We start from the raw sequence: 13,196 nt of genomic DNA, 5'->3' as shown, positions 1-13,196 counted from the left end.
ATCGTTCGAGGCATGGGGACGTCCCTGCGGATTGACCGGGTGAGCGCCGACGACCTGATGTCGCTGGCCACCGAGCGCGGAACCACGCCCACGCAGGTGGGCGCCGTGCTGTTCCTCGACACGAACGGCCGGGCCGGGTCGGCGACCGAACTCGACGCCACGCGGGTCGTGGAGCAGCTTGCCCGGCGCCTCCCCGGCGTGCCGCGGCTCAGGCAGCGACTCGTGAACGTTCCGTTCGGCTGCGGGCGGCCGATCTGGGTCGACGATCCGGGGTTCGACGTGTCCCGGCACGTGCGCGTTGTCGCCTGCCCGGCGCCCGGGGGAGAGCAGGCGGTGCTCGACCTGGCCGCGGCGATGCTCGTCACGCCGCTGCCGCGGTCCCGTGCACTCTGGGCTGCCACACTGGTGACCGAGGTCGGGGAGCACCGGGCGGCGCTGGTCATCGTCTTCCACCACGTGCTCGCCGACGGCGTGGCCGGCCTGGCCGTGCTGGCCGGGCTCGTCGACGGTGCGGGGTCAGGAGCCGGGACGCCCGGGGCCGCGGGATCCGGGTTTCCGCGGCCGCGGGCATCCGTTCGCCGGCTGGCCGTGGACGCCTGGGCTCGGCGGCTGGGCTCGCTGAAACGGATGCCCGCGCTGCTGCGCCGACTCGGCGACGCGGCCGTCGAGCTGCGTTCGGTGCGCTGGACGCGCCTGCGGCCGACCTCGTTGAACGCGCCGACGGGCCCGCGGCGCCGGTTCGCGACGGTCACGGTGCCGCTGGACGGGATCCGCGCTGCCGGTCGCGCCCAGGGCGCGACGGTCAACGATGTCGTGCTGACCGCGATCGGTGGCGCGCTGCACCGCCTGCTCGCGTCGCGGGGCGAGCACGAGGACCGGTTCATTGTCTCGGTGCCGTTCTCCGAGCGGCGCGGCGCCACAGCGGGGGAACTCGGAAACCGGAGCGGGGTGATCCCGATCCGGGTGCCCGGAGCAGGCGACCCGGCGCTCCGGCTGCGCTTCGTCGCCCAGGGCACGAGGCGTGCGAAGCGGTCGTCGCCCGGTGCGACGACGGCGCTGCTCGGCCCGTTCTTCCGGGTGCTCGCACGGACCGGCCTGTTCCAGTGGTTCGTCGACCGGCAGCGGCTGATCCACACCTTTGTGAGCAATCTGCGCGGGCCGGAGCAGCGGCTCTCGATCTTCGGCTGCCCGGTCGGCGCGATCGTGCCGTTGAGCGCCGCGACCGGCAACGTCACGGTCTCCTTCGCCGTGCTCTCCTATGCGGGCAGCCTCACGATCACGCTCATCGCCGACCCGGATGCCTGCCCCGACCTGGCCGCGCTGCGGGGGTTGCTCGCCGAGGAGCTGGCCGGGCTGGCCGCGCTCGCCGCGCTCGCCGCGCCCGCCACGTGAGAGCGCCGTTCGGGGCATCCGTCACCGTCGGCGTCGTACGCTGGAGGGACCGCACGTCCGATGAAGCCGAGGGGTACCGATGACCGAGCTCACTGCCGATCTCTACGACGAGCATGGGGAGGACCTCCAGTCCGTCGCCACTCAGTTCCAGTCGCTGGGCGGGCGGGCGCGCTTCAGCGGCCCCATCCGCACCGTGTCGTGCTTCGAGGACAACGCCCTCGTGAAGTCGATCCTCGCCACGCCGGGCAACGGCGCCGTGCTCGTGGTCGATGGCGCCGGCTCGCTGCGCACCGCCCTGATGGGCGACATGATCGCCGAAAGCGCCGTCGCCAACGGCTGGGCGGGCGTCATCATCAACGGCGCCATCCGCGACCGGGTCGCGATCGGCGCCCTCGATCTCGGGGTGAAGGCGCTGGGCAGCAACCCGCGCAAGAGCGCCAAACGAGGCTTCGGCACAGCGGATGCCGTGGTCGAGATCGACGGAGTGAGCTTCATCCCCGGCCGCACGGTCTACTGCGACGAGGACGGCATCCTGGCCGAACGCTAGGCGCGCCCTCGCCCGTGGCCTTGCCCCTGCCCTTGGTGCGGGGTTGAGTTGCGGACAAAACACCCTCCCGCGCGACACGAAGGTGCCTTCTCCGCAACTCAGCGACGGATGCGGCCGCCAGGTGCCGCTCCCTCTCCTGCGCCCGGCGCGGCCCGCTCCCGCGCCCGGCGGCGGCGCGGCTGCCCGCCCAGGCCCGACCGGGGGCTGAGTTGCGGACAAAGCACGTTCCCACGCGCCACGAGGGTGCTTTCTCCGCAACTCAGCCGACGGCCGCGGCCGCCTGTGGACAGATGCGGCGGGCACGGCCGACATGCGGCATCCTCGAGCCCATGGCAGCCCGCATCCCGCTCCCCGACGAGTTCGGCGGGCGCGCGTTCCTCGTCAACGAGGCCCGGGACGCGGGCGTGGGCCGTTCGCGTCTCGCCGGCAGCGACCTCGGCAAGCCGTTTTGGGGCATCCGGGCACCCGTCGCGAGCGGCGGCGACCTCGAGGCGCTGTGCGCGGCGCTCACCCGGCGGATGCCCCCGCACGCCTTCTTCACGCACGTCACCGCCGCGCAACTCATGCGGTTCCCGCTGCCGCGGCGCCTCGAGACGACACGGCCGCTGCACGTCGGCATCGCCGAACCCGGTCGCGCCATGGACGCCCGGGGCGTCGTCGGCCACCGCGTGCGCATCACCCCCGGAGAGCTCGCGGGGCGGGGCGGCCTGCGGCACACGGGGCCGGTGCGCACCTGGCTCGACCTGGCGTCGGGGCTCAGCCTTGTCGAGCTGGTGGCCGTGGGCGACCACATCGTGCACCGGGAGCATCCGCTCGCGACGCTGCAGCAGCTGACGGATGCGCTGGGCCGCTACCCCAGCCGCCGCGGCCTGGTGCGCGCGCGGGCGGCGCTCCCGCTGCTGCGCATCGGTGCGGAATCGCCCCGGGAGTCGGCGCTGCGGGTGATCATCGTGCTGGCAGGGTTGCCCGAACCGGAGTGCAACGTCAACATCTTCGATTCCCAGGGGCGCTTCCTCGCCCGCGGCGACCTGGTCTACCCCGAGTTCAGGCTCGTGCTCGAGTACCAGGGGGATCACCACCGCACCGATCGGGCCCAGTGGCGGCGGGACATCCGTCGCGTGCAGAGCGTGGAGGATGCCGGCTGGCAGATGCTGCAGTTCACCGACGACGACCTCCGCAACCCGGCCGAGCTCGTGGAGCGCATCGAGCGCCGCCTTCGCGGGCGCGGTTGGACCGGGACACGCACCCGCCGCCGCTGAGTTGCGGAGAAAACACCGTGGCGGGCCCAGCGAGGGTGCTTTCTCCGCAACTCAACTGGTTGGCGGTGCGGTGGTACCCGACCCGGCCCCAGGCGACGGATGCCCCGCGCGAGAGCGCAAACGTAGCGCGAGTTGCGGAGAAAACACCTTGGCGGGCCCGGCGAAGGTGCTTTCTCCGCAACTCAGCCGGCGTTCCGTGCGGCGCGAGACACTGCCCTAGACGAGGCCCATGATGTCGCGCGCCGCGGTGAGCAGCAGGGGCGCGAACGACTCCAGTTTCTGCTGCGTGACCAGAGGCGCGATCGTGGTGATGCCGATGCCGCCGAGCAGGTTGTTGCGGGTGTCGAAGACGGGCGTCGCCATGCAGCGGATGTGCTCCTCGTTCTCCTCGTCGTCGATCGAGTAGCCGCGGTTGCGCACGAGTTCGCCGTCGGCCAGCAGGCTCTCGACGTCGGTGATCGTCTTGTCTGTGCGGCGCGGAAGTCCCGTCTTCGCGGCGTATTTGCGCACCTCGCTCTCGGGCAGGTAGGCCAGCACTGCCTTGCCGATGGCCGTTGAATGCAACGGGATCTGGGCCCCGATCCGCGACGCCATCCGGATCGGCTGCGCGGTGTCCTCGACCTTCTCGACATAGGTTGCCCAGTCACCGGTGCGCAGGGCGAAATGGATGGTGCTCTGCACGTCCTCCTGAAGTCGCTTCAACCGGGTGCGCACCTGGTCGGAGTCGTCCGTGCCGTTCTTGGCGAGCCGGAGCGCGAGCACACGCAGGGCGCGTCCAGGGGAATACGTGCCGTCGGGGGTGCGACTGACATACCCCTCGTCGACCAGCTCGGAAAGGAGCCGGAAGACGCTGGTCTTGGTGAGGCCGGTCTCCTTGACCAGGTCGCTCAGCCGGTGGGCCTCGCCCGGACTGGAGACGGCCTCGAGCACTCGGAGCAGTTTGCGGGCCGCGCTGTCCTTGGTGGACGCGCCAGTGGGAATCGTCTGAATTGAGTTGGTCAGGGTCACTGACATCGATCCCTTCGTGAATTGGAACTGCGTTTATGGACCGTGAACTGGTTGTTCTGTCCGGTGGAACGCTTGAGGCTGATTCTATCGCGGAATCAGGTTCTTAACCTGCCTACGTAAGTGCTAGTGTTCTTTCAGACGGAAAGATGTTCTGCTGGACGGAACATCCGTCAGGACCTGATCTCATCGAGGAGGTAGATATGAACACCCATACGAGTCATTTCGTATCGGACTGCGCCGTGGCATCGTGATGCCCGTCGCCGAACGGCTCGCCCCGGGCATCCGCCTGGTCGACGGCCGCGGCGGCCTGGCAGCGGTCGAGGTCACCGTTCCCGCGGCAACGGCGCTCATCTACCTGCACGGCGCCCACGTCGCCGGCTTCACCCCGGCCGGCCACCAGCCGGTGCTCTGGATGAGCGAGTTCGGCGTCTTCTCCGACGACGCACCTCTCCGCGGTGGCGTTCCGATCTGCTTCCCCTGGTTCGGCCCGAACAAAACGGATGCCGCAGCCCCCAACCACGGCTGGGCCCGCCTGGCCGGCTGGTCGCTCGTGGACACAAAGCGCCTCGGCGACGCGGCACGACTCACCTTCGAGCTCACCCAGGACAGTGCGGGCGTGCCGGCGGGGTTCCACCCGTTCACGGCCCGCTACTTCGTCACGGTCGGCGCCCAGCTGGAACTCGAGCTCACCGTGCGCAACGGCGGCGAGACGCCGTTCAGCTTCGAAGAGGCCTTTCACACCTACTTTTCCGTCGGCGACGTCACGACGAGCGTGCTGACCGGACTCGAGACCCTGCCCTACCTGGACCGCTCGACCACGCCGGCATCCACCGGGAGCTCACTCCTGCCCGTCACCTTCCACGGCCGGGAGATCGACCGGCTCTACCCGATGCCGCCCGAGCTCACGCTCGTCGACCCGGCGAACGACCGCAGCGTCACCGCCGTCGCCTGGAACGCCGCGCAGACGGTGGTCTGGAACGCCGGCGAGCTGAAGGCATCCGCCATCGCCGACTACGGCGACGCCGAGTGGACCCGGACCGCCTGCGTCGAGACCTGCAATGTCGGCGACAACCTCGTCACCATCGCGCCGGGCGTGACGCACCGGATGCAGGTTGCCATCACCGCGACGAAGTCGCCCGCGAACAGCGCGAACACCGCGAACAGCACGAACACCGCGAACAGCACGAACACCGACTCCACGACCGAACGGACCCCCATGCAGAAACTCTCGAACAGCGTCGTTCCCGCCCGAACCGAACTGCCGACGAAGGTCATCCAGTTCGGCGAGGGCAACTTCTTGCGGGCGTTCGTCGACTGGCAGATCCAGCAGATGAACGACCAGGGCCTCTTCAACGGCGGCGTGAAGATCGTGCAACCGCTCGCCGGCGGCCGCGTCGCCGACCTCGACGCCCAGGACGGGCTGTTCACCGTGCTCCTGGAGGGACTGCACGAGGGCGAGGAAGTCGAGAGCCACGAGGTGATCACGGTGGTCAACGGCACCGTCAACCCGTACCTCGACTACCAGGCGTACCTCGATCTGGCCGCCGACGACGACATCGAGTTCATCGTGTCGAATACCACCGAGGCCGGCATCGCCTTCGACGCCCGCGACCGCCTCGAAGACGCCCCGCAACTGAGCTTCCCCGGCAAGCTGACCGCGCTCCTCTTCAGACGCTTCACCCTCGGCAAGAAGGGATTCCACATCATCCCGTGCGAGCTGATCGAGCAGAACGGGCCCAAGCTCAAGGAGGCCGTGCAGAAGACCGCCGCCCTGTGGTCGCTCGGCGCGGACTTCGACGCCTGGCTGAACAAGAGCAACACCTTCTACTCCACGCTCGTCGACCGGATCGTGCCCGGCTACCCGGCCGACCGCGCCGCAGCCCTCGCCGAGGAATTCGGCTACGAGGACAGCTCGCTCGTGAAGGCCGAGCCGTTCCTGCTCTGGGTGATCGAAGGCCCGAAGGCGCTCGAAGGCATCCTGCCGCTTCGCCGGGCCGGCCTGAACGTGACCGTCACCGACAACATGACGCCGTACCGCGAACGCAAGGTCTTCCTGCTCAACGGCCCGCACACGACCATGGCCGCGATCTTCCGGCTCGACGGCGTCGAGACGGTGCGCGACGTGATGACGGATGCCGAACTCGCCGCATTCATCAACGCCGAGATGTACGAGGAGATCATCCCCGTGCTCGACCTCCCGCACGACGAACTGGCGGCCTATGCGGAATCCGTCAAGGAACGCTTCGAGAACCCGTTCATGCACCACGAACTGGCCTCGATCGCCCTCAACACCGCCTCGAAATTCCGGTCGCGCCTGCTGCCCATCCTGCTCAGCTTCCACAGGAAGAACAGCGCCCTCCCGCCGCGGATCACCCTCGCGCTCTCCGCGCTGCTGCTCACCTACAGCGGCGACCCCGCGGTCACGGTGCAGCCGGTCGACGGAGCCGAAACCCTCGAGATCTTCCACGCGGAGTACCTCGCCGTGGCCGGTGACCTCGAGGCCTACGTCGGCGCGATCCTCGCCACCGACACCCTGTGGGGAGCCGACCTCACCGCTGTTGCGGGCCTCACCGCCCAGGTCGCGGCCGGCATCGAAAGCCTGCGCGGCCGCGGCGTGCGCGCCACCCTGGCCGACCTCAGCGTGACGGCATCGGCGCCGACCGCCGCGCACGCGTAATCGACAAGGGACCACGACCGATGTTCTTGAACGACGACTTCCTGCTCACCACACCGATGGCGAAGGCACTCTTCCACAACCACGCGAAGACCATGCCGATCGTCGACTACCACTGCCACCTCAGCCCGCAGGAGATCCTGGACGACGGGAACTTCGCCACGATCACCGAGGCCTGGCTCGGCGGCGACAACTATGGCGACCACTACAAGTGGCGCCTGATGCGCACCAACGGGGTGCCTGAGCGCCTGATCACCGGCGACGGCGCGGACTTCGACAAGTTCTACGCCTGGGCGGGCACCCTCGAGAAGGCCCTCGGCAATCCGCTCTACGTGTGGGCACACCTCGAGCTCAAGCGCTTCTTCGGCATTGACACCGTGCTCACCCGCGACACCGCGCGTGAGGTCTACGACGCGGCCAACCTGCTGCTGGCCACGCCCGAGTTCTCCCGCCGGAGCCTGATCCGGAGCATGAACGTCAAGATCGTCGTCACCACGGATGACCCGGCGGACGACCTGCACGTGCACGAACTCCTGAAGAGCGAGACCGCGTTCCGCGTGCTGCCGGCCTTCCGCCCGGACAAAGCCCTCAACATCGACCAGGCCGGCTACCCGGCCTACCTCGACACGCTCGGTGCGGCATCCGGTGTCACCATCGACGGCTTCGCGGATGTCGTTGAAGCGCTCAGCCGGCGCGTCGACTTCTTCCACACCAGGGGAAGCCGGCTCTCCGACCACGCCCTCGACATCGTCGTCTACGCCGACGCGACCGCCGCCGAGCTGGACGCGATCGTCACCGCGGCCCGTGCCGGCGCGACGCTCGGCGCGACGGAAATCGCCCAGTACCGTACCGCGCTGCTCAAGGCCCTGATGCGCATCTACAGCGCGAAGGACTGGACGATGCAGTTCCACATCCACGCGATGCGCAACATCAACGACCCCGGGTTCGCCCGGATGGGCGCCGACACCGGCTACGACGCGATCAACGACCGCAACATCGCCGAGCCGCTCGCCCGGCTGTTCAACGCGATGGAAACCGAGGACGCGGTTCCCCGCACCATCATCTTCTCGCTCAACCCCAACGACTGGCTTCCGCTCGTCACCCTGATGGCCTCCTACCAGAAGGACGTCGTGCAGAAGCTGCAACTCGGGAACGCCTGGTGGCACAACGACACCCGCAACGGGATGCGCACGCAACTGTCCGTCTTCGCGGAGGAGAGCTTGCTCTCCAACTTCGTCGGCATGCTGACCGACTCGCGCAGCTTCCTCTCCTACCCGCGCCACGAATACTTCCGCCGGATCCTCTGCGAACTGCTCGGCGAGTGGGCGGCACTTGGCGAGGTCCCCGACGACGAGGAGGTGCTCGGCCGGATGGTCGAGGACATCTCGTACAACAACGCCAACACCTACTTCGGGTTCTGAGCGACCACACCGCTGCAGACCCGCGATCCCGGCTCCATGAACACCGCACGACACGCACGAACAGCACGGCAACACCAGCACGGTTCGATCCCCATATCCAGCACGAAGGAGTGATTTCGCATCATGAGTATCAGCAAGGAAAAACGCGTCAGGACCATCCCGGGAGCCATGGGCGCGACCGGGCCGGAGGGAACCGCGGGCGTCACCGTCATCGACCGCATCTCCCGCAAGGAGAAGGTCGCCTACGGTTTCGGAGACTTCGGCAACGGCTTCATGTTCGACCTCGGCCAGAGCTACCTGACCAAGTTCTGGATCGACACGGCCGGCATCGCCCCCGCGGTCGTCGCCCTCATCTTCACACTCAGCAAACTGTTCGACGCGTTCATGGACCCGATCGCGGCCGCGTTCATCGACAGCCGCCGTTTCGGCAAACGCGGAAAATTCAGGCCCGTGATGATGGTCTCCTCCATCCTCCTGGCCGTGATGACCGTGGTCACCTTCACGATGCCCGACGTGGAGATGGGCTGGAAGATCGCCTTCGCCGCCACGACGTATGCGATCTGGGGCATCATTTATTCCTTCACCAACGACCCCTACGGCTCGCTGGCCTCGGTGATGACCCGCGACATCAAGGATCGCGCCGAACTCGCCACCACCCGCCAGGCCGGGTCGCTCGGAGCGCAGTGGATCACCGGATTCGCGTTCATCCCCATGATGATGATCTTCGGCGGCATGACCGCACGGAACTTCATGTTCGCCTCGATGGTGATGGCCATCATCGGCGTCGTCTCGTTCTACGTCTGCTACCGCGGCACCAAGGAACGCGTCTACGTCAACCGCTCCGTCGGTTTCGAAAAGAACGGCGTCAAGGACTACGCCCGCGCCGTCTTCACCAACAAGCCCCTGCTCGCCCTCGTGCTGATGACGCTCTTCACCATCTCCTCGATGAATGTCAACAACATGATGATGATCTTCTTCGCCCAGTACAACCTCGGCAACATCGCCCTCCAGGCCGTGCTCAACCTCGTCATGATCGGTGCCTCCATCGTCGGCATCATGTTCATCCCGAAGATGGTCGCCAAGTGGGGCAAGAAGAAGACCGCCATGCTCGGCTTCGTCGTCTCCATCGTCGCCAACGGCCTCAACTTCATCATCCCCACGAACCTGTGGACGTTCATGATCCTCGTCACCATCGGCTACGCGGCCCTCGCAATCCCGAACGGCGTCACCTGGGCCTTCGTCTCCGACACCATCGACTACGGCGAGTGGCACACCGGCGTTCGCAAGGAGACCATGACCTACGCGGCATTCAACTTCTCCCGCAAGGTCGCCCAGTCCCTCGCCGCCCTCGTCGGAGCGGGAATGCTCGCCATCACCGGCTACGTCGCCAAGGCGACCAGCCAGTCGGATGCCACGCTGGCCGGCATCAAGAGCGTGATGACCCTCTACCCGGCCGTCGCCCTCACGATCGCGGCCGTCATCATCTACTTCCTCTACAGCCTGAGCGATAAGAAGTACCACGCCATCGCGGTCGACCTGGAGGAAGGCCGCTGGGAGAACGGCGTCATCGGCGAAGAAGCCCCCGCGGCCCGCGCCTAGTCCCCACTGTCACCACCCGCCTCACCCCGCACGTCAACACGAGAGAAAGATCTCATGAGCCACATCAGCAGCATCGCGACGGGCACCTCCGTGCTCGTCATGGCGGAGGGTGACGACGTCGCCGTCGCCCTCCGGGACCTCGTTCCCGGGGAAACCATCGGCCTCGCAGACGGCGTCCTGACCGTGGTCGCCGCCGTTCCGAGCGGTCACAAGATCGCCCTGGGCCACATCGACGCCGGGGTGACCGTGCACAAGTACGGCCAGTCGATCGGCGTCGCAACGGCGCCGATCGAGCGCGGCGAGCACGTGCACAGCCACAACCTCGGTATGGACCTCGGCGCCCGGGTGCACGAGTTCGGCACTGTGCATACCGTGCTGCCGGTCCCCACCGAGCGCCGCACCTTCGACGGCTACCGTCGGGCGGATGGCCGAGCCGGAACCCGCAATTACATCGCCATCCTGACCACGGTGAACTGCTCCGGCACCACCGCGAAACTGATCGCCGACCGGTTCAGGGGCGGGGTGCTCGACCGTTTCCCGCACGTCGACGGCGTGATCGCCCTCACTCACCAGAGCGGATGCGGCCTCGTGCTCGAGAGCGAAGGCGCGCAGATGCTCGTCCGCACCCTCAACGGCTACGCCGCGCACCCGAACATCGCCGGCGTGCTCGTGCTCAGCCTCGGCTGCGAGATGACGCCCGCCGACGTCATCCTCTCCGGCGGCGACCTGCCGGCCGACACCCTGGTCGAGACCATGTCGATCCAGGAGACCGGCGGCATGCGCGCCACCGTCGCCGCCGGCGTGGAGAAGATCCTCGCCATGGCGGAGCAGCTGGACGAACGCCGCCGGGAACCGATCGACATCTCCGAACTCGTGCTCGGGCTCAACTGCGGCGGCTCCGACGGCTACTCCGGCATCACGGCGAACCCGGCCCTCGGCTGGGCGTCGGACGTGCTCGTGGCCAACGGCGGGACATCCGTTCTCGCCGAGACGCCCGAGATCTACGGGGCGGAGCACCTGCTCACCGCCCGCGCCACCACCCGGGAGGTCGGCCTCAAGCTGATCGACCGGATCGACTGGTGGGAGAAGTACATCGTCACCGGCGGCGGCACCATGGACAACAACCCCTCACCCGGGAACAAGGCCGGCGGCATCACCACGATCCTGGAGAAGTCGCTCGGTGCCGTCGCCAAGGCCGGCCGCGCCGACCTCGCCGCGGTCTACGAATACGCGGAACCGATGACCGTGCGCGGCCTCGGCTTCATGGACACCCCCGGCTACGACCCGGTGTCCGTCACCGGCCTCGTCGCCGGCGGCGCCACCGTCGTGGTCTTCACCACCGGCCGAGGCTCCGTCTTCGGCTGCAAGCCCACCCCCAGCATCAAGGTGGGCACCAACACCGAGCTGTTCCTGCGCCAGGGCGACGACGTTGACATCAACGCCGGGCGGATCGCCGACGGAACCGCCAGCGTCGACGAGGTCGGCGCCGAGATCCTCGAGATGATCATCGCCGTCGCCTCCGGCACCCAGACCACGAGCGAAGAGTTCGACGTCGGCCAGGAAGAATTCGTGCCGTGGCACATCGGAGCGGTGACATGATCGAGCACCGGATCGACCACGAAGCCACCCCGATCACCGCGAAACCCGACGTGCTCTGCTTCGGCGAGACGATGGGCGTCTTCACCCCCACCGCGTCGCTGCCGCTCGACCGTGCGGAGGGCTTCCAGCTCAACATCGGCGGTGCCGAATCCAACGTGGCGGCGCACCTCGCCGAACTCGGGCACCGGGTGGCCTGGGCCGGCAACGTCGGCCGTGACCCGGTCGGCACCAAGGTCATCGCCACCCTCGACCGCGGCGGAGTGGACACCCGCTGGGTGAACCGCACCCTGTCCTCACCGACCGGGCTCTATCTCAAGGAACCCGACACCGGCTCCGGCGCCCACGTCTTCTACTATCGGTCCGGTTCCGCCGCGACCGAGCTGGGCGTGACGGATGCCGCGGGCTGGCCGATCAGGACCGCCCGCTGGATCCACACCAGCGGCATCACACCCGCACTGTCGCCGAGCTGCTCGGCCCTGGTCGAGCACGTGCTCGACACCGCGGCCGAGTGGGGCGCATCCGTCTCCTTCGACGTCAACTACCGCGCCGGACTGTGGCCGGTGAGTGAGGCCGCGCCCCGGCTGCTCGGGCTCGCCCGCAAGGCCTCGGTCGTGCTCGTCGGGCTGGACGAGGCGGCCACCCTCTGGGGCTGCGTCACCTCCGTCGACGTGCACGAGCTTCTCCCCGACGTGCCGTACCTGGTCGTCAAGGACTCATCCATCGATGCCACGGAATTCGCGCGGCACTCCGATGGCACCGCAACCCAGACCACGGTGCCGGCCCATGATGTCGAGGTGGTCGAGCCGGTCGGAGCGGGTGACGCCTTCGCAGCCGGCTACCTGTCCGCACTCATCGCTGGCGCGGCATCCGCCGAGCGTCTGGGCCGCGGCCACTCGCTCGCGTCCTGGGCGCTGGGCAGCCGGGAGGACTTCCGCCCGGGCCACGGCCTGCACGCCCCCGACAGTTTCACCCCCGACCTAAGGAAACAAACCGCATGATCCACTCAACTGTCGCCACCGAATGGTTCGCCGACGGCTTCTTCCGGGTTCCCGTCATCGCCGTGCTGCGCGGGCTGTCGGCCGACGAATCGGTGCGCCTGTCTGAACGAGCCTGGGCTGCCGGCGTCGAGCACGTTGAGATCCCGATCCAGACCCCGGCCGCGGTTCCCGCGCTCCGGGCCGTGGCCGCCGCCGCGGCCGCGCACGGGCTCCTCGTCGGAGCCGGCACCGTGACCACCCTCGAACAGCTCGAGGCCGCCGCCGGAGTGGGTATCTCGTTCACGGTCTCGCCCGGCCTCGACCCGGAGATCGTCCTCGAGAGCGCACGCCGCGGCATCCCGCACCTGCCGGCCGTCGCCACCGCGAGCGAGATCCTCCAGGCCAGGGCCCTCGGCCTCCACTGGGCGAAGATCTTCCCGGCCTCCGTGCTCGGTCCGCAGTGGGCCAGGGCCATGAAAGGCCCCTACCCGGAGATGAACTTCGTCGCCACGGGCGGGCTGACCGCCCTCAACGCCCCGGAATTCCTCGCCAACGGCGTCAGCGTGGTCGGGCTCAGCAGCGCCTTCGCCGACGACATCCAGCTCGAGACCGTGCGCCGGATGATCGCAGAGAGCCGCGAGCCCGCCACCACCCTGGCCTGACGGTCTCGTCAGCCGCCCCGTCGGCTGAGTTGCGGAGAAATCACCTTGGCGGGCCTCG

General features: G+C 68.4%; 10 protein-coding genes. 9 read left to right on the top strand and 1 reads right to left on the bottom strand.

Annotated features, from left to right (window positions below; genetic code table 11):
- Nucleotides 1-12 precede the first annotated feature (12 nt).
- The 3 genes from IWX89_RS07235 to IWX89_RS07225 all read left to right on the top strand — a co-directional run bounded on the left by IWX89_RS07235 (nucleotide 13) and on the right by IWX89_RS07225 (nucleotide 3,198).
- A complete protein-coding gene (locus IWX89_RS07235; RefSeq protein ID WP_196902872.1) occupies nucleotides 13-1,392 on the top strand; it encodes a wax ester/triacylglycerol synthase domain-containing protein in 1,380 nt (459 codons plus the stop codon).
- Nucleotides 1,393-1,471: 79 nt separating this feature from the next.
- On the top strand, nucleotides 1,472-1,939 hold the full coding sequence (rraA, locus tag IWX89_RS07230) for a ribonuclease E activity regulator RraA (RefSeq protein ID WP_196902871.1): 468 nt from the start codon (nucleotides 1,472-1,474) through the stop codon (nucleotides 1,937-1,939).
- A gap of 329 nt (nucleotides 1,940-2,268) precedes the next feature.
- Nucleotides 2,269-3,198, top strand: a complete 930-nt coding sequence (locus IWX89_RS07225; protein ID WP_196902870.1) for a DUF559 domain-containing protein — start codon at nucleotides 2,269-2,271, stop codon at nucleotides 3,196-3,198.
- A 216-nt stretch (nucleotides 3,199-3,414) separates the two neighbouring features.
- On the opposite strand, the gene IWX89_RS07220 is transcribed toward IWX89_RS07225, so the two are convergent.
- Nucleotides 3,415-4,212: an IclR family transcriptional regulator gene (locus IWX89_RS07220; RefSeq protein WP_196902869.1), complete on the bottom strand. Its 798-nt coding sequence runs from the start codon at nucleotides 4,210-4,212 to the stop codon at nucleotides 3,415-3,417.
- 244 nt (nucleotides 4,213-4,456) lie between these two features.
- Here IWX89_RS07220 and IWX89_RS07215 point away from each other — a divergent pair, with 244 nt between their 5' ends.
- The 6 genes from IWX89_RS07215 to IWX89_RS07190 all read left to right on the top strand — a co-directional run bounded on the left by IWX89_RS07215 (nucleotide 4,457) and on the right by IWX89_RS07190 (nucleotide 13,138).
- Nucleotides 4,457-6,883 carry a tagaturonate reductase gene (locus IWX89_RS07215; protein WP_196902868.1) on the top strand — a complete coding sequence of 809 codons (2,427 nt, stop codon included), beginning with the start codon at nucleotides 4,457-4,459 and terminating at the stop codon, nucleotides 6,881-6,883.
- Nucleotides 6,884-6,903: 20 nt separating this feature from the next.
- The gene (gene uxaC / locus IWX89_RS07210) at nucleotides 6,904-8,301 is read left to right on the top strand and encodes a glucuronate isomerase (protein ID WP_196902867.1); all 1,398 of its coding nucleotides are present in this window, start codon (nucleotides 6,904-6,906) and stop codon (nucleotides 8,299-8,301) included.
- 123 nt (nucleotides 8,302-8,424) lie between these two features.
- Nucleotides 8,425-9,900 carry a glycoside-pentoside-hexuronide (GPH):cation symporter gene (locus IWX89_RS07205; protein WP_196902866.1) on the top strand — a complete coding sequence of 492 codons (1,476 nt, stop codon included), beginning with the start codon at nucleotides 8,425-8,427 and terminating at the stop codon, nucleotides 9,898-9,900.
- Nucleotides 9,901-9,954: 54 nt separating this feature from the next.
- Nucleotides 9,955-11,499, top strand: a complete 1,545-nt coding sequence (locus IWX89_RS07200) for a UxaA family hydrolase (RefSeq protein ID WP_196902865.1) — start codon at nucleotides 9,955-9,957, stop codon at nucleotides 11,497-11,499.
- Nucleotides 11,475-12,497, top strand: a complete 1,023-nt coding sequence (locus IWX89_RS07195; RefSeq protein WP_307836457.1) for a sugar kinase — start codon at nucleotides 11,475-11,477, stop codon at nucleotides 12,495-12,497. The genes IWX89_RS07200 and IWX89_RS07195 overlap by 25 nt, the downstream gene beginning before the upstream one ends.
- A complete protein-coding gene (locus IWX89_RS07190) occupies nucleotides 12,494-13,138 on the top strand; it encodes a bifunctional 4-hydroxy-2-oxoglutarate aldolase/2-dehydro-3-deoxy-phosphogluconate aldolase (protein WP_196902864.1) in 645 nt (214 codons plus the stop codon). Before IWX89_RS07195 ends, IWX89_RS07190 begins: the two co-directional genes overlap by 4 nt.
- Nucleotides 13,139-13,196: the final 58 nt, after the last annotated feature.

Origin of the sequence: Cryobacterium sp. MP_M3 (genome assembly GCF_015752155.1) — a bacterium.
In the GTDB taxonomy this organism is placed as follows: domain Bacteria; phylum Actinomycetota; class Actinomycetes; order Actinomycetales; family Microbacteriaceae; genus Cryobacterium.
This window is presented reverse-complemented; position numbering and strand designations above follow the sequence as displayed.